Here is a 20,389-nt window from a genome sequence, read left to right as displayed (position 1 = left end):
AATGTTGAATGATTAATTTATTTATCTCGCCGCAATACTCTGCGTTGCGACATCAAAAATGAATTACTCGTGACGACGCAGAGCATCGTCACGAGATTATAGTTATGACTTAAAATTTCCTATCCTTTAATCTTTTTGAGTTCCTCAATAAACGGGGGCAGTACTTTGTACAGATCACCGACGATACCATAATCAGCAATATCAAAAATGGGAGCATCGGGATCTTTATTAACAGCCACAATAACTTTACTGTTAGCCATACCTGCTACGTGCTGGATAGCGCCCGAAATGCCTACGGCAATATAGAGTTGTGGAGAAACAACTTTTCCGGTTTGACCAATCTGCAAACTCGGATCCATGATTCCTGCTTCTGTTAACGCTCGTGATGCACCGAGTGCAGCATTTAGGACTGAAGCTAATTCGTTTACTAACTCCTGCCCTTCATCGTCTTTGGCACCGCGTCCCGCAGCGACGATTGTCTCGGCTTCGGATAAGTCGATTTTATCGCCTGAAGCGCCAATAATTTCACGAAGGGTTGTTTTAAGCTCACTTTCGTCAAAACTGAAATCGAGATCCACCACTTCGGCTTCGGTGGGAGATTCATTTAGATCGTAAGAACCGGAGCGTACAGAAACTAAGATGTTATCGCCGTGAGCTTTGTTATCGGAAAGGATTTTAGCCGCCATTACGGGACGTGTAGCTTTAATACCGTCATCGGTCAGTTCAAATTCGGAAACATCCGAAAGGACAGCTGCATCTATATTTGCGGCCAGGGCACCTAAAATATCTTTAGTACCTTCGGTAGAACCGAATCCAAAGACAAAGGGATCAGCTTCATCCATCACTTTGGAAAGAGCCTTAAGCAGCGGTGTATTTTGATGATTCTCAAAGATGGGATCGGAGATGGTATAAACTTTAGAAGCTCCATATTTTTGAACTTCCTCAACGAGATCCGAAGCATTGGCATCAATGATAACGGCTTCAGAGGAATGTCCGTTAGCCTCAGCGAGTTCTGTCATCCGAGATAATACTTCGAGAGAAGATCGTTTAATTTTTCCGTCACTTACTGCGATGTGGGTTAGTAGAGTGCTCATTGTTTTAAGGAATATTTTTAACTATTGAATTTCATTGCTTTTAAATCATTATGATCAAACCGGCAGACGGCAAATATGAGATGAATTTGCCTTTTCAGGTCTGCCTTCTGACATGATTAAATGACATTTTCTTCTTCATCGAGAAGGTTGGCTACTTTTTGTGCCAGTTCGTCGGGTTCGCCTTCAAACTTTTGCCCCGGTTCGCGTTCCGGCTTCTCCATGTAACCGGTTACCTTCGTTTTTGCTGAAAGGGCCGATTCATCGAGGTTCATATCCGAAAGAGCGGTCGTTTCCATCGGCTTGCGCTTGGATTGCATAATTCCTTTTAGGCTGGGGATACGCGGCTCATTCATATCATTGGAGCAGGTAACCAGGCAAGGTTGTGGAAGTTCAATTATTTCTTGTCCTGAGTCGCCCTGTCGTTTTGCTATAAGATTATCGTCCTCAATTGAAAGTCCGACAGCATTAGTTGCATAGGGCAGATCGAGATGTTGTGCAATCATGCCTCCGGCTAATCCGGCATCGGTATCCTGGGACTGCTTACCGCATGAGATGACATCGTATTCTTTGTCTTTAAAAAAGGTGGCCAGAATGTTTGCGTACACGGCAGAATCGTAATCAACGTCGTCTTCGGTAGTTATGTGTGTAGCTTTGTCGGCACCCATGGCCAGTGCTTTACGAATGGTTTCTTTGGCTTTGTCGGGACCAACAAGTACGACTTCAACCTCTCCGCCATGTTCTTCGGTAAGTACCAGTGCTTCTTCAACGGCCGAAGCGTCATAGGCATTGAGCACCATGCGATCGGTATCCTGCATTAGGTCACCGTTTTTAATTTGGATGGGCGCATCTACATCGGGAACTTGCTTTATACAAACATAAAATTTCATACGATGAAAATATTTTCGGTTAGAATGGAAAAAGATTGTAACACATCAGGCTGAGAATATACAAAACCTGAGATTAAATGTTCAGCTGGTAGTCACTTACAAACAACAACTCATATAAAAGTGTTTGAAGTCTTATATAGCAACGCTATAGCTGGGTACTACTGTAATTTTTGATATTCACTGAGATGACCTTGATCAATATCTGATAGCAAATTATAAGCTTCCAGTCGTATTTCCGGTTCGGCATCTTCAAAAATGGATGTAATTTCGCGATACTTGGCATTAAAGAAGGTATCAAAAAGTAAGTTAGAAGAAGTTTGTCGTTGGGCTTGCTGGATTTTTTCCAATGCCGATAAAATCTCGTTGCGTGCCTGCTCGGGGTTTTCCAAAAATTGATCAATCCCTTTTCTGTGATATTGGTAAAGGGCAATCCGAAACGGTTCGTAGTTAGTTTGTATGAGGTTTGAAACCAACTGGGCTCTGTTTCGCTGATTTCTGCTACGCGACCATCCTATTGCGGAGGTGGTTTGTGCAAGAGATAGAATGTTCTGCGCCCGCTGATAGTAATCGGTACCGCCCAGCTCTTCGAAGCTGTCAAAATCATATCCCAGAACAGTGTAAGCGTAAAAGTCGAGCAAGCTGGTGAGTGGGTCGAACTGGAGTTCGTCGTGCAGGAAGGTACGGTTGGGAGGGTATTCAAAATTCCACTTCTCATCGTTAAACAGAAAAAGGGCCGTACTTCGAGTAGTGTTATAAATAGGTCGTTGAGAGCGGACAATTATTTGGGCTTCAAAATTGTAATCCTCTACCGACAATAAATTTATCTGTAGAGACATCTTTATACGCTCATTTTCATTGAAGTTTGCGTTAGTCCACTCATATTGATTGATGTATGCTTCAATTTGTTGAGGGAGATTGTCAAGGTAGTCAAGAGAGGTGCTGCTTAATTGGCTTTTGTTTAGGGTAACCTGAGCGTTTAATTCCTGAGCAGACAATGATTGGGCACCACTCATCGCAATGATAATTCCCAAAAAAACTCCGAAAACCCAATTTAAAGAAGAAATATTCATTTTGAATTCATAAGTTACTTGAAATCATCAGAGAGAGACTATTTATATGATACGAAAGCTATTCGATTTACACAGATTTAAGCTCATATTATTAAGCGCACTATTAATAATGATAAATGGTGTGGGCTCGTCGATGCAAGCACAAGCTGTTATCGGGGCAAGAGAGCTGGCTGTTGGTCAGGCCACTACGGCCTTGCAGAATACCGATTGGTCGATGTTTGGGAATCCGGCTTTGATGTCGGAAGATGCACGATCGGTCTCATTTTTCGGTGTGCGCTATTTTGGTTTGTCCGAAATAACGGATATGGCTTTTGCCGGATCATATCCCACAAAGCTTGGCGTTATGGGAGCTGGTGCACATCGATATGGGGATGACCTTTTCAATGAAAGCAGGCTGAGGCTTGGGTATAAACATTCGTTTGCCGGATTCCATTTTGGGGCTATTTTCAATTATAGTCACGTTGCATTTGGAGGTGGATACGGATCGGCAGGTGCGTTTGGTGTAGATGTGGGGTTGGCCGCTTCCGTTGTATCTGATTTATGGATTGGAGCCAAGACCACGAATATTAATCAGCCGGAGTATGGATCAAAAAATAATGAAAAGTTGCCCAGAGAGCTAAGTATAGGGTTATCGTATCAGTTATCTGATAAAGCTTTGTTCTCCACCGATGTTGTTAAAGATGTGCAGTTTCCTATTTCATATCGCGGTGGGGTAGAAGTATCAATTATTAAAAGTTTGGTGGGACGTACGGGTATTACCACTGAACCTCTGACATTTTCGGGAGGGTTTGGGTACGGCAGCGATTTATGGGCGGTCAATATTTCTGTTCAGCGTCATGAGAATAGGGTATTGGGATATAGTCCCGCCATTGACTTCAAAGTTACTTGGTAATGCGCATCAGTAGACTGATTATATTGGTATTTCTTCTTGCAATGCCGGTAACACTGTTGGCACAGCAGCAGGATACTACCCGGTCGGAGGTACAGGATGATATCGAAGATGCTATTGAAAACTTTGATCCCGGTGATACGGAGTTTGATAGTGAACAGATGACTCAGCTACTGCAAGAGCTGGCCGAAAACCCCATCAATATTAATAATGCCGGCGTAAATGCATTACTGCAGGTTCCGGGATTAAATCTTAAACTTGCCCGAGGTATTATTGAATACCGATCTGATGTAAAACCATTTGAAACGATTGAGGAGTTGGATGAGGTGACGGGGATCGGTCGGGTAACGCTGGAGCAAGTGCGTCCCTATGTAACGGTTGGAAGTGGCCTCGAGTTAGGACGAGCACTTTATACCGATCCGCGTTATTGGACCTCAGATGGGGAATTCCAGATGTTTTCGCGTTATCAGCGCGACTTGCAAGAGGGAGTAGGGTATCAACAGCCGCCACAGGAAGGAGGGTATATTGGTAGCCCGATCAAGTATTATCAGCGTATGGAATACCAGAGCAATCACCTGTCCCTAAATTTGACACAGGAAAAAGATCCCGGAGAAGAACTCGTAGGCCCCTTTCAATTTGATCATCGAACCTGGCATGTAGCGCTTGAAGATAATGGTCGTTTGCAAATGTTAGTGGGCGGAGATTATAGCCTGGGATTTGGTCAGGGATTGGTGCTTTGGAGCGGAGCTGCTTTTGGAAAAGGAAGTAATGTGGCAGGGGCGGTGAGCCGAAACGGTCGAGGGATTAAACCGTACACATCAGCGCAGGAAACCAACTACTATCGTGGCGGGGCGCTGACGTATGGAGGCAAACTTCAACTTACGGGTTTCTATTCGAACAGAAAACGCAGTGCAAGCGAAATAAGTCCCGATACCACCCGCTTTCCGAGAGCGGATGGCTATCACCGTACTGAAAATGAATTTCTGCAGAAAGATAATTTGCACCAGATGTTATATGGCGGACATATCCAATTAGAGATGCCCTTCGGTATTATTGGCGCAACCGGCTATCAGACGACTTTTGATCGGTATATTGCAGCCAGTAACCGGACGTATGCGCAGCACGATTTTGAGGGGAAATCAAATTATGCCTATGGGGTAGATTATACTTTTTTAGCCGGACCAGCGGTTGTTTTCGGAGAGATTGCTCAAAGTGAAAATGGGGGTTATGGCCTCATTACCGGTGTTGAAAGTGGTATTGGTGAAGACACGGATATAACGTTGGCGTATCGGAAGTACCAGAAAGAGTTTCAATCTATCTTGGGGAATGGCTTCGGAGAGGTATCTGGTCAGCCCAAAAACGAAGAAGGTATCTATTTGGGGATGAGCCATATTATTGGCGAAAAAGTAACGCTTAGTGCGTATATCGACCAGTTTCGATTTCCCGGCGCCCGCTTTGGCACGAACCAACCTACACAGGGCTTTGATTGGCTGATAAAGGCAGAGATAGATTTTACGGGTAATTTAAATTTTTATGTCCAACTGCGTAGCGAAATTGAGGATGATGAATATGAGGTGTTGGACTCTTTTGGTCGAATTCAGCGCAGGTTGGGTGATGCACAACGCAGCAGCTTCCGGGCGAATTTAGAATATTGGGTAAACAGAAATGTACGCCTGCGCACACGAGGAGAGGTGATCCGGAGCCGACAGGCGGGAGAAGAGTTGGAGCTTGGTTATTTGCTGTACCAGGATTTACGATTGCAAATTAATGATGAGTTCAGCTTGGATACGCGGCTTTCCATGTTCGATACCGAAAGTTTTGCCACCCGGGTCTACCAGTTCGAAAATGATCTGCTGTATGTATTTTCCAGTCAATCGTTTTTTGACCAAGGACAGCGAATGTATGTACTGTTGAATTACGATCCCTTCGATTTTTTAGAGCTTTGGGCTAAATTTGGAATCACGGTATATGAAGATACACAGGTTATTGGCAGTGGATTGAATCAGATTGAAGGAGATCAGCGCAGCGAGATTGGTATTCAGGCAAGAGTACGGTTTTAGGGTTACAAAGCTGCTGGGATTAGGTGATGCAGTGACAAAGAGACAAAGTAACAGGGTTACAAAGTGAATTAAGTAGTTAATGCTAAGTTTTAAATCTCGTTTTTACGCTCTGCGAGGAACCAGAAAACAGTTCAAATATCTGATTTGTCATTTCGACCGATTCCGACAGCAGTCGGGGGGGCGGAGAAATCTATCATGTTACATTATTCTGAGTTGAAGTTGTGAGAAGGTTGTACCCTCGAACAATATCGCAGGGAGCGTTTTCGGGAGTGTAACTCCCTCAGCACTTTATAGTGAGGGGAGGGGAATTGCGGTCGATATCACCTGTCAAAATACTGACTACTCAATAAAATAAATATCGGGGTGATCTGGTTTTGGATATCCAATGCAAAACGTTATTTAAAAAACACAATACTACTCAGCCGAAATGGTTAGTAAAATGCTGGTCATTTTCCCCATAAAAAATTCGCGATAGCATATTTGTAGAGTTCTTCTATCTTGTATAGGATTGATCATTTTAGAAATTGATAGCAGCGTTCATGAGTTTTGATATTATTATCATATTAGCAGTACTGGTGCTCACCTTTGTGGCCTTGGCCATTGATTTATGGAGTCCGGATGCCGTTTTATTAACCGGTTTGGCAGTTGTTACTCTCACCGGGGTAATGAGCATTGAGGAAGCTTTCCTTGGATTCGGTAATACCACACTGTTGGCGTTGGGAAGTTTGTATGTAATAGGAGCAGCACTGCGTGAAAGTGGGGCATTGGATAGGGCCAGTAACTTTATTTTGGGAGAAGAAACCCGAAGTGTGCAACGAATATTATTGCGGTTATGTCCCAGCGTATCGGTTTATTCAGCCTTCCTGAATAATACGCCCATTGTGGCTATGGGGATACCGGCGATACGAAGTTGGGCAAAAAAATACCATATTCCCGTATCTAAGCTGCTGATGCCCCTTTCGTATGCAGCCATTTTAGGCGGACTTTGTACATTAATTGGTACCAGCACAAACCTGATTACCCATGGGTTATTGGAGAGCCACGGGTTCAGGGGATTCTCATTTTTTGAATTGGCCTGGGTAGGTGTCCCCTGTGCAATTGTGGGATTAGTATATTTGGTAATTGTTTCACCGAAACTTACTCCTGCCCGGCGTGATATCCGTTACGAAGAGGAGCAAAACAGAAAACTGCTGGTAGAATTAGAGATTACAGATGGAGCAGATGTTGTGGGACAAACAGTATCGGAGGCGGGATTATCAACGATTTCAGGGTTTTACCTGTCACGAATAAATCGAAATGAGCAAGAAATTGCACCTGTCCCTGATGAGGAAAAGCTGCGTGCCGGGGATCATCTTTTTTATGCTGCGCACGGGGGCATCGCTGCAAAAACGCCCGAGCTCGAAGGTTATCCCGGACTAAAATTGGCCTATCAGCCCCCGCGGACCATCAGGCGCAACGAAAAAGATCGGGAGCTTCACCAGGTCGTGGTCAAAGAGGGATCGCGCTTAGTAGGAGCAACTGTGGGAGAAGCCCAATTACTGGAACGTTTTGGTGCAGCTGTAACGGGAGTTCGTCGCCGCGGACATCGTATTGATCAGCCACTGGGAAAATTTGTGTTACATCCCGGAGATGTTCTTTTGCTGGATACGGGACGTGGTTTCCGCGGAGCACATGAAGATACCGAAGACTTTTTCTTAACCAGTGAGGCTGGGGGAGAAGAACCCGGAGATCCCGAAGAAATATTGGAGGAGCGTCCGGGTGGTAAAGACTTATATGTTTCAGTAGCAGTATTATTTGGCGTGATTGGTTTGGTTGCGGGAGGCGTACTTCATATAGCACTGGCTGGTGTTTTAGGGGTGGCTGTACTCTTATCGTTTAACGTTATTGAAGCCGGAGAAGCCCGAAAGTCGATTGACTGGACGGTTTTAATTGTCATAGGGGCGGCCTTGGGGTTGGGAAAAGCAATGGAAGTGAGTGGGGCAGCTGTTATTATCGGTCAAGGTGTGGTTGAGCTGACAAGCGCTTACGGCCCCCGGGCAACCTTGGCGGGAGTGGTTATCATTACCGTTATATTAACGGAATTCATTACGAACAACGGCGCGGTAGCTCTGATGTTTCCCATTGCATTATCTGTTGCAGAAACACAGGGCATTGAGGCGCGGGGATTAGTCATTGGGATAACCCTGGCAGCTTCTATGTCGCTAATTACCCCTATCGGGTATCAAACCAATTTGATGGTATATGGTCCCGGTAATTATAAGTTTACTGACTTCTTTAAAGTAGGTTTTCTATTGCAAATAACGCTCTGGTCTGTTCTCATCATCTTGATACCATACGTTTGGCCGATGTAGGTGTGTGGTTCAAGGTTGAATGGTTTTTTAAAGTTATTAAGTGACTGAGTGATTAGGCGATGAAGTAATGAGGTGACTAAGTGACAAAGAAAAGATGTATGACTGACGACGGTTGACGAACGACCGATATTGTCAATTCGACCGACCGAAGGGATGGGAGAAATCTTTGTTTTGATGACGGAGGGCAAAGGACAGGTAACGGTTTTAGTATTTGATGTTGAAGGTTGAATGTTGGATTTAAAAACTATTGAACATAGCAGTAGAATTTCCCTTGGAGCAGGTCCCCGACGCTTCATAGTACGGCCTACGTAACATGTGCTTCCAGCCTTCGCCGAAGCATAGTTCGGCTACGCGCAGGCAGGCGGCCTTAGTGGGTGGGCTCATGCACTACGCATAAAGCTTCGGCAGACATGCTTTAGCGACGTAGCGGGATTTTGGGTATTGATTGAAGGAAAAAGGTGATGGAAGATGGATGACGGTTTGGTTTATGACTCCATAGTTGTGAGCGAGATGTACCCAGGATCAAGGTAAGGCTGTCCATTTTTTTGTGACCGTAGGACATTGTTACTGTTTTGTATGAGCAAAAAAGTAACCAAAAAACTCACCGGCTGAGAATTTTATAATCGGCTATGACCTGCAAGATACATGCATTTTAATGATCCTTGAACTTTTGGAAATAAAAAAGGGGTCGGTATAAAATGCATAATCGTACTTTTTGGTCTTCGCATAAAATTCGTTAGGCCGGAATTTAAAAACTTTGAATAGTCGGGGATGAATCTCTCCTTCTGGAAGTGTCATCCCGATCCGTCGGGAGGGCGATGGATGTTTGATATGACAGATGATAGACGAAGAGGGCTATTTTTGTTTTTGTAATCACCATGCCCCCACTTTTGAGAAACTACATATTTTTATCAGGGTATAAATTCCTTAGTTGTGAGTGAGTTGTACTCACGATCAATTTAAGGCTTGCCTTTTTATTAGTAAGTTTCAAGAGGTACACAGTAAGCTGTGTACGAAAAGCTGATTTAGGATGTAGGACGAACAGCTTGTCCGCGTGCAAAATCATTTCTCTCGAAGCTATTGTTTTCAGTTGCGAAAGGGATAGGTCCCCACTTCTATATATTTAAAACTACATTTTTTACTGTTATTCAGCTTTTATAATTGTACAACAACAGTTTTGAGCAGCTCTTTTTGTTTATTACTTTACTAAAACACCTGTAACAAACAGGGTTTAAGTTATGAAAACAATCCAACTATTCACATTTGTTGCCTGTGTATTAGCTTTTGTTGGATGTAATGTTAGTAACTCAGATGAGGAGATTGAGAGAACATATCCAGAAGCTTTTAATTTTGAGACTGTAAGTATTCAACAATTACTTACCGAGATTGAAACACCTGATTCCGTAAATATCGAGAGCTATATATTTGCTATTAATCAGTGTCCTGAAGATGCAATCTGCGTTGCTCCAGATGGAATATGGACATCAGAAAGCTTGCCTCCTACGGATACGTTATTCATCGAAACAGTTGACCCAAAGCAATTTCAGAAAAATAAACAGTATAAAATTTCCCTATCAGTAGATAAAAGAGAGACAAAAGATAATCCCGATTTACATATTCTTGGCTATAGTAATAGTAAGTAAAGCCCCATAACACGCGCTTCAACGAGACAGTCCTCGTTGTCTGCTCATATATCTGAAGATAAAATATCAAGAAGAAACGAAACTTTGGCAATGGATTTATATGTCATCCGACGATGGGAAAGGCAATAGATTTTAAATCCTAAATTCGGGAATCCGAATATACTCATCCCAACTTTTGGAGAAGTAAAATATCTTTTACTTGCATTGTCAACTTGCCTGTCAGAGTTTTAACAATATGTTAGCACTGGCTGGCAAATGGAAAATAACGGGCTTATTGATTTTTAAGGATTATTTTAGACCGGGATTCGAATCCCCTTGTGTAATACATCTTTTCGGGAGTACAACTCCCTCTAAACTTAGTTGATCTCTCCAGTCTCGGAATCTCTCAAAGCTTGAAACTCTTTTAAAAAGTTGGAAAGGTGCCAGTTGCGCTGTTTTTGTTGATTTGAAAACGTGAGACAATTCGTTTTCTTTGTGTCTCGAATATATTCCGTAACAAGAATGCTGCGTTTATGACTTTTGCCGGCTGGACGGTAATAGCCACTATTTTGCTATGTCTTACCTTGCTGATAACCACCCGGTTATCGGTTGATGTTGTGTTTATCGGTGGGCTGACCATACTAATTGTGAGCCAGGTGGTTCCGGCCGAAGAGGCGCTTGTCGGATTTTCGAATCAGGGAATGCTTACGGTAGCGGCCCTCTATGTTGTAGCGGCGGGAATGAAAGAGACCGGAGCCATTCATTTTGTGGTGAACAAGATTATTGGACAGGTAAAAAGCATTCGGGGCGCGCAGGTTCGCATTATGGCACCGGTAATGGTGGTTAGTGCGTTCCTGAATAATACACCCGTAGTGGCATCTTTTATCCCCGCATTGGAAGATTGGGGACGAAAGAATCAAATTGCCGTGTCCAAGATATTAATTCCATTGAGCTATGCCGCTATCCTGGGAGGCACCTGTACGCTCATCGGAACCAGTACCAATCTTATTGTCAACGGCCTGCTTATTGAGGAGGCCTCTACGGATACCATTGGAATTTTTGAGCCAGGACTTATTGGCGTGCCAGCGGCTATTGTCGGTTTTATCTATTTAACAGTCTTTGCCAAAAAGCTGTTGCCCGATCGGGGCTCCGGCTTCGATACCTTTAAGGATCCGCGTGAATATACTATTGAAATGATTATTGAAGATGATAGTCCACTGCCGGGGAAAACGGTAGAAGAAGCAGGGCTACGCCACCTCCCGGGATTATACCTGGTGGAAATTTATCGCCAAGATCATATTATTGCTGCTGTTGACCCAGAGCAGAAGCTAAAGGGCGGTGACCGTCTTATTTTTACGGGAGTCGTTGATTCTATTGTGGATCTGCAGCAGATAAAGGGCTTGAAGCCCGCCACCGACCAAATTTTTAAATTGAACGCTCCTCGTCGCGAGCGATTGATGATTGAGGCCGTAGTTTCGCCCTCCCATCCGGTAAACGGAACAACGATTAAAAAAGGGCGCTTTCGTAATATTTATGATGCCGTTGTGCTGGCGGTATCCCGGAATGGAGAACGTATCAAAGAGAAAGTGGGAGATATTCGCCTGAAAACGGGCGATACGCTTTTGCTGGAGGCCCATCCCAACTTTTTGGAGCAGTTTAAAAATTCCAGTGATTACTATTTGACGAGCGGAATCAGTGATTCGAGTCCGCCCAATTATGAGAAGTCCGGTATGGCATGGGGCGTGTTGGGAGTGATGGTGGCTACCGTGGCATTGGGATGGCTTTCAATGTTTCAGGCGTCGTTTTTAGCGGCGGGATTAATGGTTGCGACGGGTTGTTGCAGGGCGGCTACTGCGAAAGATTATATCGACTGGTCGGTGTTGCTTGTGATTGCTGCCAGCCTTGGCCTCGGCAGCGCGCTCCAATATACGGGCGGGGCCACTGTTTTGGCAGAAGAGTTTTTAGGATATACTGAGGGCAGTCCGTATTTAGCACTGGCAGGAGTATATCTGGCCACGTGGCTGTTAACCGAAATGGTTACCAATAATGCCGCAGCGGTGCTCATATTTCCCATTGCGATATCATTGGCCGGATCATTCGGGGTTAGCTATATGCCGTTTGTAATGACGATTATTATGGCGGCATCAGCCAGTTTTTCAACGCCTATTGGCTACCAGACCAACCTGATGGTATATGGACCGGGCGGATATAAATTTACCGATTTTACCAAAATAGGGCTGCCTTTGAATTTGATGATTGCAGCGATTACTATATTTTTGGTGCCTCAGATTTGGCCGTTTTAGATTAGATGTTGAAGGTTGAATGTTGGGTGTTGAATGTTCAATTAAAAGCAATGTCATCCCGAGCGGTGCCGAGGGATCTCCTGCCATTAGGTTCGCGTAGGAATGATTGACTATGGACTTGTGACGGAAGACGGGCGACGGGTGACTGCGGACGGTGTTTGGGTTGGATATTTTAATCTCGCTACAATGCCTGTCCTACGGAGTTTTTAACGTAGCAGTGCTCTGCGTTGTAACGAAAAAGTGATAAGAAAGGTTAAATATTGGGTGCTGAACGTTAAGTACTAAAGCCAAGAATAGTTTTTAAAGGGAGTTGTACTCCTGATAAATTAGGGTGATTAAGTAACTAAGTGACAAAGAAACAGAGTTATAAAGTGTTAAGTTTTAAGTGTGAAGTGATGGCTGTTGACCGTGCAAAAGTTAAATGTTGAAGGTTAAGTACTAAAACAAAGAATAGTTTAAAGGGAGTTGTATTCCCGCAATATTGATTAAAAAATTATGCTTAAAGAAATTATTGGTGTTGCAAAAGAAGCCGGCGAAGCGATGCTGGAAATTTATCATGATGCGCAGGATGTGGAGATCACCCGAAAGGAAGATGATTCTCCGCTTACGAAAGCTGATTTGGCTTCGCATCACATCATTATTGATGCCCTAAAGGAACTGGATCCTGAAACGCCCGTCATATCAGAAGAATCGGGTATACCTGATTACCAAGAGCGTAAAAAATGGACCAAGTTCTGGATCGTCGATCCGCTGGATGGGACCAAAGAATTTATTAAAAAGAATGGGGAATTTACGGTTAATATCGCTTTGATTGAGGATGGTCAGCCCATAATGGGAGTGGTGTATGTCCCGGATAAGCAGACGATGTACTATGCAGAAGAAGGGAAAGGATCATTTAAGCAGGTGGGAACGGAGGCCCCGGAACGTATCTATTCTACGGGCAGTGATAAAAATGAAGCACTTGTGGCCGTACAGAGCCGGTCCCACGGATCGGGTAAACTTGTCACTCAGCTAAAAGAGAAAGGACTTACGGTAGAGGAGACGATTCCGGCCGGAAGTTCCATAAAGTTTTGTTTAGTGGCCGAAGGCAGGGCTGATATCTATCCGCGAATGGGGCCTACCATGGAATGGGATGTGGCAGCGGGGGATGCGGTGTATCGCTATTCGGCGCGGGAAGGCGTTCATGAATCGCCGTTAACCTATAATAAGCCGGATTTGAAAAATGGCTCCTTTTTAATTGGGCTGAAAGAGAATGTTAAATTGTAAATTTTTGAATGATAGAGGACCGGGGACGGGAGACCGTTTTCAAAAATATTGTAAGGTGTTGATTGATGGTCTTACATTAAAGACGGTTGATAGACGACGGATGACCGCTTCATTTAATTAAGATCTTATTATCATGACATATAAGTTTGAGAAACTTGAAGTATGGAAACTTGCAATGGAGTTTAACGCACTTTCATATGATATAGCTGAGAAATTACCGGAAAGTGAAAAGTATAATTTGAATTCACAACTCAGAAGAGCCTCTACTTCAATCGCTTTGAATATTGCTGAAGGTTCTACAGGGCAAAGTAATGCTCAGCAGTCAAGATTTTTATCTTTTGCAATTCGGTCTCATGTAGAGGTTATTGCATGTATTCGATTAATTCAAAGGCGAGATTATATAGATCCAAACAGTAAGTTGGTTAAAGATTTTAAACAGTTGGGATCCACATTATTTGCAAAATTAAATGCATTTTTAAAAGCATTGACATAGGCGGTCATCAGTCATTTGTCGCCCGTCTGAAAGGTTAAACTATTAGGAAAAAAATTGTTTTATGAAAAATAAAAAAAGTGCCCTTAAGCCCACCGTCCTTTGGTTTACGGGTTTATCCGGCTCGGGGAAGAGTACGATATCAGAAAGGGTATATGCGCAGCTAAAGGAACAGGGATATGAGGTTGAGCATTTAGATGGAGATGCAGTACGTGAAGTGTTTCCTACGACCGGATTTTCTAAAAAAGAGCGCGATGATCACGTTAAGAGAGTCGGCTTTGTAGCGAGCCTGCTGCAAAAGCACGGTGTTTTTGTGGTTGCTTCGTTTATTTCGCCTTACCAGGATGCCCGCGACTTTGTCCGCGATATGTGTCAGGATTTTACCGAAATCCATATATCGACGCCGCTCGAAGTTTGTGAGGAGCGCGATGTAAAAGGATTGTACGAAAAAGCCAGAAAAGGAGAAATTGATAACTTTACCGGCATCAGTGATCCCTATGAAGAACCGGAAGATCCGGAACTCAGCATTGATACTACCAATATTACTCCTGAGGAAGGGGTGCAAAGGGTTTTTGAGTATTTGCGCGGAGAAGCTGACGGATGATTGGGGCGGTGTTGAATGGTGAAGGGGTAATTAGGTGATGCGGTGATAAAGAAACAAAGTTGCATAGTTGGACTGGGGATGGAGGACGGACGACGGTTGACTGTGGACAGAGTATAGTTCAATGTTGAAGGTTGAATGTTAAATGTTGGGTTAAAACCGTGAACCCGGCACTGGGAAATTCCCCTCTTGAGAGGGGGGGGCGAATCTTCGGGGTCGGGGTGTGTGGTTTGACGGATGTTGGATGTCTGTAACGGAATTTAAAGCTGTGATTGGGTGACTGTGTCATTCAGTGACAAAGAAACAAAGGGACAGAGAGATAAGGTTTTCAGTGTTTAAGGTTAAAGGTTAAAACCGTGAAGTTGAGAGGAAAAAACCTTTCTTACAGGAATCTCCTCGAATAGATTCGCGTAGAATCAAAAGGAGTATCTGTTAGGCGTTTGGAATTCTTGTCGTTGAAGTTGTGAGAGGGTTGCACCCTCGAACAATATCAGGGAGCGTTTCTCGGGGGTACAACTCCCTTCAAACTTTGCAACCCCTCCAAACAAATCGAATATTCAAACTATTACATCTATCGGATGGCAAATATAGTCGTCCGATAGAAGACTCCTTCCGCGAGAGTCATAATCCCAATAGTCATTGTATGTTAAAATCCTTAATTTCATGCGCTTTAGTTTTACTCTAAAATAATATCAGGAAATGCATTTATATAAACTGAACCATATCCGGCAACTGGAGTCGGAATCTATTCATATCTTCCGAGAGGTTGCGGCCCAATTTGAGAATCCCGTGCTGATGTTTTCAGGGGGAAAAGATTCAATTACGATGGCGCGGCTGGCTCAAAAAGCGTTTTGGCCCGGCAAAATTCCCTTTCCCTTTTTACACGTTGATACGGGACATAATTTTGATGAGACGATCGAATTCCGCGACCAGCTGATGGATGATCTGGGCGTGGAGCTCATCGTAGCTCACGTTCAGGATATGATTGACGAGGGTAAAGTGAAGGCACCGAAAGGGCCAAATCCCAGTCGTAATAAGCTACAGATCCCCACTTTGTTAAAGGCGTTGGAAGATCATGACTTTGATGCTGCCTTTGGCGGCGCGCGACGTGATGAAGAAAAGGCGCGAGCCAAAGAACGGTTTTTCTCACATCGCGATGAGTTTGGGCAGTGGGATCCCAAAAACCAGCGTCCGGAGTTGTGGAATCTATATAACGGACGCAAGAACCAAGGCGAGCATTTCCGCGTGTTTCCGTTGAGTAACTGGACGGAAATGGACGTCTGGCAGTATATTGCCGCCGAGGATATCGATATCCCCAGCCTGTACCTGGCGCATACCCGTGATGTGGTGGAGCGAGAAGGGACATACCTGGCAAAGTCGAAATTTATTACCCTTTCCGAAGAGGAAGAGTACGAAGAGAAGAAGATCCGATTCCGTACTATCGGCGATATGACATGCACCGGAGCTTTTCAATCCGATGCCGATACTATTCCGCAAATTATTGAGGAAGTGGCCTCTGCACGTATTACCGAGCGCGGCAATCGCACGGATGACAAGAAAGCGGAAGCGGCCATGGAAGAGCGAAAGAAGCAAGGGTATTTTTAAAGGGCAGTTACAGGTTAAAGGTTGAATGTTGCAGGTTAAACGTTATGGCATCGATTGAGAAATTTGAAGACTTAGATATTTGGCAGCTGGCAAGACAGCTTGTTAGAGATGTTTATAAATTGACTCGAAAAAAAGAGTTCTCTAAAGACTATGGGTTAAAGGATCAGATTCGTCGCTCTTCTGTTTCAGTTATGAGTAATATTAGTGAAGGATTTGAAAGTAGAATAACTAAGCGATTCATTAATTACTTGGGACATTCTAAAGGATCTTGTGGTGAAACAAGATCTCTATCTTATGTAGCTTTAGATTGTAATTATATTACTGATTCGGAGTTCCATACACTTTTTGATCGATGTACAACTATTTCCAAAAAGACAAAGAAGTTAATTTCTTATTTGGAAGGGTACAGTTCTAATGACAGGGTTAAGGATATTTTAGTTGATTATGGAACTTAACCTGCAACCTTCAACATATAACATTCAACAATATCTGCTGTTGAGGCTGAGAATATTTAACGAATTTAATTTTAAGATACTGAGTAATCACAATGAGCACTGACGAAACTGAAGCACAAAAATATTTAGACATGGATCTGCTCCGCTTTACGACGGCGGGCAGCGTGGATGACGGCAAGAGTACCCTGATCGGGCGCTTGCTGTACGATTCCAAATCGATCTTTGACGATCAGATGGAGAAAATTGAGGAATCCAGTCGCAAAAAGGGAGACGAATATACGAATCTGGCACTGCTTACCGACGGCCTTTCGGCCGAACGCGAGCAGGGGATTACTATTGATGTAGCCTATCGCTATTTTTCGACTCCCAATCGCAAGTTTATTATTGCCGATACGCCGGGACACGTGCAGTACACCCGCAACATGGTGACTGGAGCCTCTACGGCGAACCTGGCTGTTATTCTGGTGGATGCGCGCAGTGGCGTCATCGAGCAAACGTGCCGACACTCATTTATTGCATCATTGCTGGGAATTAAGCACGTGGTGCTTTGTGTCAATAAGATGGATCTGGTTGACTACAGTGAAGAGCGATTCAAAGAGATCCGCGAAGAGTTCAAGACCTTCTCCTCCAAGCTGGATGTCCCCGATATCCACTATATACCCATCAGCGCCCTGTATGGAGATAACGTGGTGGATAAATCTGATAACATGCCGTGGTATGGTGGGGCTACGCTGTTGTACACCCTCGAAAACGTGCAGGTAGACAGCGACTACAATCACGTCGACAGCCGTTTTCCCGTGCAGTGGGTTACGCGTCCGCAGTCCACCGACTACCCCGATTACCGCGGCTATGCCGGACAAATTGCCGGTGGTGTATTTAAGCCCGGTGATGAAATTATTGCTCTTCCATCCGGCTTTACCAGTACCATCGACCAGATACAAACCTTTGAGCAGGATGAGGAGGAAGCCTTTTCTCCTATGTCGGTGACGATGACGCTCGAGGATGATATTGATATCTCCCGCGGCGATATGATTGCCAAGCCGGATAATCAGCCGGAAGTGGGGCAGGATATCGAGCTGATGGTCTGCTGGCTGAATAAAGAGCCGCTTGATCCCAATGGAAAGTATGCCATCAAGCATACAACCAAAGAAGCGCGATGCATCATCAAGGATGTAAAATACAAAGTGAATATCAATACGCTGCACCGCGTGGAAGGGGATAAAGAGATTGGCCTCAACGACATTGGTCGGATCAAAATCCGCACCACCAAGCCGCTGTTCTATGACAGCTACAAGCGTAACCGCAAGACGGGGAGTATTATCCTGATCGATGAATATACCAATGAGACCGTGGGTGCGGGGATGATTCTTTAAGAGCGGTTTTTGGTGATGAGGTTACTGGGTGACTAAGTTGCAAAGTGACAAAGAAGCAAAGTTACAGAGTTAGACCGGGGACGGACGACGGGGAAATGGTGAAGGGTGATTAGGTGAGGAAGTTTTTGAGTGATCGAGTAACAAAGTTACAGATTGACGGAAGATGGATGACCAATGACGGTTGAAGCATTTAATATTAGATTTTAATGGTGAATCTAATACATGTAGATGTCATTTCGACCGACCGATAGGGAGTGGAGAAATCTTTGTTTTTAATTCGTGGCTGAGGATGGTTTCGTTTACAGCCCTACAAGGTTGTGAGTGAATTGTACGCGCGAGCAATGTTTTGCCCCACCCTAAATCCCTCCCCGCAAGCAGGGAGGGACTTCAAGTTGTGAAGTATTGATACGGGATGACGTCATTTGAGCCAGAATGGAGAAGCATTTTTTGCTTTCTCTGAGGACCAATACCCACTGGAAGGAACTATTTAATTTTTATTTTGAAACTTTTCCAATAGCTCAGCATCTGCCATATCTTGTGTTCTATTGCTCGATCTTTTATTGATAATCAGATCATCTAAAGAAATAAAATAAACAGGCTGATTCCCTAATTTACCTCGTACTTTATTCTTGTAAGCCTGAGTGAAAGATATACCGCTGATGCCGGTCATAATATCTATTCTAACCGGTTCATAGCCTAATTGGATGATATTATCATTTCCTTCAAAATCATCCGAAGTAAGATCGAGTTCCCCAAATCCGAATTTTTGGAGTACCTTTAAAAGATTAGAGATATTTTTAGAAGAGTTATCGATAAAAAAATCGATGTCACCGGTATTTCTTGGGCGGGCATAAAACGAAACTGCATAGGCTCCAACGATAAGGTATTGTATCTTATGTTCGTTTAACAATTCTATAAACTCTTCGTAGTCCTCTTCGAGCCTCATTGTATGCTTTGGTTTTATTAAATAGCTTGATGTGTTGCTCTCGTATGTCCTGTAGATGACTTAGACGTTCTTCCGGTGTTTTCGACTTCCAATAGGAAATATTCTCCTGTTCAGCTTGTTCTCTACTAAGGATTTTTGCTTTATGAATCATGATAACAATCGATGTTGAGTTTCTTACCAGATTGATAATATATAAAATATCTGTCTAAAAAATCATGAGTGGATATTCAGTTTCCTTTTTGTTTTAAGGGTAGTAACAGATTGACTAAGTTGCAAAGTTGGACCAGGGACGGACGACGGTGGTGAATGGTGAAGGGGTAATTAGGTGATGCAGTGACAAAGTAATAAAGTTACTGAGTAACAAGGTGAAAGGTTAGCCCCAATCTCTGAAGTTGCTACATTTTGGTGGACACCCGGTTAAGTCATAGATTGTGGCTATAACGTACCCATACCAACGATGACAGAAAAAAGAACACGACGAAAATTTAGCAAGGAGTACAAGCTGGACGTGATCACCCAGAGTTACCAGCGAGATAACATAAAGGAGCTGGCTGATGAGTTGGGGCTTCGCCCAGAGCTGATCTACCGCTGGCGAACCGAATACAAGGAGGCTCCCGAGGAAAGTTTTCCCGGTAATGGCATACCGAAGCTATCCCCCGAGCAAGCCGAGGTGGACCGACTCCGCCGGGAGTTGGCAGATGCCCGGATGGAGCGTGATATTCTAAAAAAGGCCATTGGCATCTTCACCAGCCGCCGTGGGTAATCTACCAGTTTATGACAGACCATAATCACAGGTTCCCTATTGCGAAGATGTCACGACTATTCGGGGTCTCCCGAAGCGGCTATTACCAGTGGCGGGGTCGTGGGCCCTCAAGGCGTGCTATGGCCAACCAACAGCTCAAAAGAGCAATCCTCCGTGTTTGGGAGGCCTCAGACCGGATCTACGGAGCGCCTCGCATTTACCGGCAACTGGAGGCCGAAGGGTGGTCGACCAGTCGCCCGCGGGTAGCTCGACTGATGCAAGCCATGGGTGTGCAAAGCCGAATTCGACGTAAATGGAAAGCGACCACAGATTCTCGGCACGTGTTTCCGGTGGCTCCCAACCTGCTGGATCGCCAGTTTGCTCCATCGGGGCTTGGGACCGTATGGGTGAGCGATATTACCTACCTGCCCAGTAGCGGGGGATGGTTATACCTTACCACGGTGATGGATTTGGGAGACCGACAAATTATAGGTTGGAATCTTAGCCGAACCCTTTCGGCCAAAGCCACCTCTGTTGCAGCCTTGACACAGGCGCTGGCAAGACGCCGACCGACGGATTCGCTGTTGTTCCACTCCGATCGTGGTATCCAGTATGCTTGTGGGGAGTTTACCAGG

At 44.3% G+C, this 20,389-nt stretch carries 17 protein-coding genes; 13 read left to right on the top strand and 4 right to left on the bottom strand.

Annotated elements, in window-relative coordinates:
- Positions 1-119 precede the first annotated feature (119 nt).
- From CK503_RS12395 to porD, 3 genes are all read right to left on the bottom strand, one after another.
- Entirely contained in the window at positions 120-1,094 is a 975-nt protein-coding gene (locus CK503_RS12395; RefSeq protein WP_095607147.1) for an electron transfer flavoprotein subunit alpha/FixB family protein, read from the bottom strand.
- A gap of 116 nt (positions 1,095-1,210) precedes the next feature.
- Complete coding sequence (locus tag CK503_RS12390; RefSeq protein WP_095607146.1) at positions 1,211-1,981, bottom strand: electron transfer flavoprotein subunit beta/FixA family protein; 771 nt, start codon at positions 1,979-1,981, stop codon at positions 1,211-1,213.
- A gap of 158 nt (positions 1,982-2,139) precedes the next feature.
- Positions 2,140-3,051, bottom strand: coding sequence for a type IX secretion system protein PorD (gene porD / locus CK503_RS12385; RefSeq protein WP_095607145.1), 912 nt, complete (start codon positions 3,049-3,051; stop codon positions 2,140-2,142).
- A 133-nt stretch (positions 3,052-3,184) separates the two neighbouring features.
- On the opposite strand from porD, the gene CK503_RS12380 reads away from it, so the two are divergent.
- The 11 genes from CK503_RS12380 (at position 3,185) to cysN (ending at position 18,066) form a co-directional block, all read left to right on the top strand.
- Positions 3,185-3,943 carry a PorV/PorQ family protein gene (locus CK503_RS12380; protein WP_095607144.1) on the top strand — a complete coding sequence of 253 codons (759 nt, stop codon included), beginning with the start codon at positions 3,185-3,187 and terminating at the stop codon, positions 3,941-3,943.
- On the top strand, positions 3,943-6,000 hold the full coding sequence (locus CK503_RS12375; RefSeq protein WP_095607143.1) for a helix-hairpin-helix domain-containing protein: 2,058 nt from the start codon (positions 3,943-3,945) through the stop codon (positions 5,998-6,000). Before CK503_RS12380 ends, CK503_RS12375 begins: the two co-directional genes overlap by 1 nt.
- 539 nt (positions 6,001-6,539) lie before the next feature.
- Positions 6,540-8,351 carry an SLC13 family permease gene (locus CK503_RS12370; RefSeq protein ID WP_095607142.1) on the top strand — a complete coding sequence of 604 codons (1,812 nt, stop codon included), beginning with the start codon at positions 6,540-6,542 and terminating at the stop codon, positions 8,349-8,351.
- Between the two features lie 1,238 nt (positions 8,352-9,589).
- The gene (locus CK503_RS12365; protein WP_095607141.1) at positions 9,590-9,994 is read left to right on the top strand and encodes a hypothetical protein; all 405 of its coding nucleotides are present in this window, start codon (positions 9,590-9,592) and stop codon (positions 9,992-9,994) included.
- A gap of 512 nt (positions 9,995-10,506) precedes the next feature.
- Positions 10,507-12,276, top strand: coding sequence for an SLC13 family permease (locus CK503_RS12360; RefSeq protein ID WP_095607140.1), 1,770 nt, complete (start codon positions 10,507-10,509; stop codon positions 12,274-12,276).
- A 495-nt stretch (positions 12,277-12,771) separates the two neighbouring features.
- On the top strand, positions 12,772-13,542 hold the full coding sequence (gene cysQ, locus CK503_RS12355; protein WP_095607139.1) for a 3'(2'),5'-bisphosphate nucleotidase CysQ: 771 nt from the start codon (positions 12,772-12,774) through the stop codon (positions 13,540-13,542).
- Positions 13,543-13,675: 133 nt separating this feature from the next.
- A complete protein-coding gene (locus tag CK503_RS12350) occupies positions 13,676-14,035 on the top strand; it encodes a four helix bundle protein (RefSeq protein WP_095607138.1) in 360 nt (119 codons plus the stop codon).
- Between the two features lie 61 nt (positions 14,036-14,096).
- Positions 14,097-14,636 (top strand): adenylyl-sulfate kinase, encoded by a 540-nt coding sequence (cysC, locus tag CK503_RS12345; RefSeq protein ID WP_095607137.1) that lies wholly within the window; start codon positions 14,097-14,099, stop codon positions 14,634-14,636.
- A 696-nt stretch (positions 14,637-15,332) separates the two neighbouring features.
- Complete coding sequence (gene cysD, locus CK503_RS12340; RefSeq protein ID WP_095607136.1) at positions 15,333-16,238, top strand: sulfate adenylyltransferase subunit CysD; 906 nt, start codon at positions 15,333-15,335, stop codon at positions 16,236-16,238.
- A gap of 44 nt (positions 16,239-16,282) precedes the next feature.
- Complete coding sequence (locus CK503_RS12335) at positions 16,283-16,693, top strand: four helix bundle protein (RefSeq protein ID WP_095607135.1); 411 nt, start codon at positions 16,283-16,285, stop codon at positions 16,691-16,693.
- A 92-nt stretch (positions 16,694-16,785) separates the two neighbouring features.
- A complete protein-coding gene (gene cysN, locus CK503_RS12330; protein ID WP_095607134.1) occupies positions 16,786-18,066 on the top strand; it encodes a sulfate adenylyltransferase subunit CysN in 1,281 nt (426 codons plus the stop codon).
- Between the two features lie 487 nt (positions 18,067-18,553).
- Here cysN and CK503_RS12325 read toward each other — a convergent pair whose 3' ends face one another.
- Entirely contained in the window at positions 18,554-19,012 is a 459-nt protein-coding gene (locus CK503_RS12325; RefSeq protein ID WP_095607133.1) for a nucleotidyltransferase, read from the bottom strand.
- A gap of 457 nt (positions 19,013-19,469) precedes the next feature.
- Here CK503_RS12325 and CK503_RS12320 point away from each other — a divergent pair, with 457 nt between their 5' ends.
- Together CK503_RS12320 and CK503_RS12315 are read left to right on the top strand one after the other, a co-directional pair.
- The gene (locus CK503_RS12320; RefSeq protein ID WP_095607132.1) at positions 19,470-19,775 is read left to right on the top strand and encodes a transposase; all 306 of its coding nucleotides are present in this window, start codon (positions 19,470-19,472) and stop codon (positions 19,773-19,775) included.
- Between the two features lie 11 nt (positions 19,776-19,786).
- On the top strand, positions 19,787-20,389 hold a 603-nt coding region (locus CK503_RS12315), incomplete at its 3' end, for an IS3 family transposase (protein WP_141239929.1).

The organism is Fodinibius salipaludis (assembly GCF_002287075.1).
GTDB classification, from domain to species: domain Bacteria; phylum Bacteroidota; class Rhodothermia; order Balneolales; family Balneolaceae; genus Fodinibius; species Fodinibius salipaludis.
Note: the sequence above shows the minus strand (reverse complement) of the source record. Positions and strands in the feature narration are given on the sequence as shown.

What these genes read in the sequence shown, in the direction of transcription:
- CK503_RS12395 (WP_095607147.1), bottom strand. Translation starts at nt 1,094, where the DNA reads ATGAGCACTCTACTAACCCACATCGCAGTAAGTGACGGAAAAATTAAA.
- CK503_RS12390 (WP_095607146.1), bottom strand. Translation starts at nt 1,981, where the DNA reads ATGAAATTTTATGTTTGTATAAAGCAAGTTCCCGATGTAGATGCGCCC.
- porD (WP_095607145.1), bottom strand. Translation starts at nt 3,051, where the DNA reads ATGAATATTTCTTCTTTAAATTGGGTTTTCGGAGTTTTTTTGGGAATT.
- CK503_RS12380 (WP_095607144.1), top strand. Translation starts at nt 3,185, where the DNA reads ATGCAAGCACAAGCTGTTATCGGGGCAAGAGAGCTGGCTGTTGGTCAG.
- CK503_RS12375 (WP_095607143.1), top strand. Translation starts at nt 3,943, where the DNA reads ATGCGCATCAGTAGACTGATTATATTGGTATTTCTTCTTGCAATGCCG.
- CK503_RS12370 (WP_095607142.1), top strand. Translation starts at nt 6,540, where the DNA reads ATGAGTTTTGATATTATTATCATATTAGCAGTACTGGTGCTCACCTTT.
- CK503_RS12365 (WP_095607141.1), top strand. Translation starts at nt 9,590, where the DNA reads ATGAAAACAATCCAACTATTCACATTTGTTGCCTGTGTATTAGCTTTT.
- CK503_RS12360 (WP_095607140.1), top strand. Translation starts at nt 10,507, where the DNA reads ATGACTTTTGCCGGCTGGACGGTAATAGCCACTATTTTGCTATGTCTT.
- cysQ (WP_095607139.1), top strand. Translation starts at nt 12,772, where the DNA reads ATGCTTAAAGAAATTATTGGTGTTGCAAAAGAAGCCGGCGAAGCGATG.
- CK503_RS12350 (WP_095607138.1), top strand. Translation starts at nt 13,676, where the DNA reads ATGACATATAAGTTTGAGAAACTTGAAGTATGGAAACTTGCAATGGAG.
- cysC (WP_095607137.1), top strand. Translation starts at nt 14,097, where the DNA reads ATGAAAAATAAAAAAAGTGCCCTTAAGCCCACCGTCCTTTGGTTTACG.
- cysD (WP_095607136.1), top strand. Translation starts at nt 15,333, where the DNA reads ATGCATTTATATAAACTGAACCATATCCGGCAACTGGAGTCGGAATCT.
- CK503_RS12335 (WP_095607135.1), top strand. Translation starts at nt 16,283, where the DNA reads ATGGCATCGATTGAGAAATTTGAAGACTTAGATATTTGGCAGCTGGCA.
- cysN (WP_095607134.1), top strand. Translation starts at nt 16,786, where the DNA reads ATGAGCACTGACGAAACTGAAGCACAAAAATATTTAGACATGGATCTG.
- CK503_RS12325 (WP_095607133.1), bottom strand. Translation starts at nt 19,012, where the DNA reads ATGAGGCTCGAAGAGGACTACGAAGAGTTTATAGAATTGTTAAACGAA.
- CK503_RS12320 (WP_095607132.1), top strand. Translation starts at nt 19,470, where the DNA reads ATGACAGAAAAAAGAACACGACGAAAATTTAGCAAGGAGTACAAGCTG.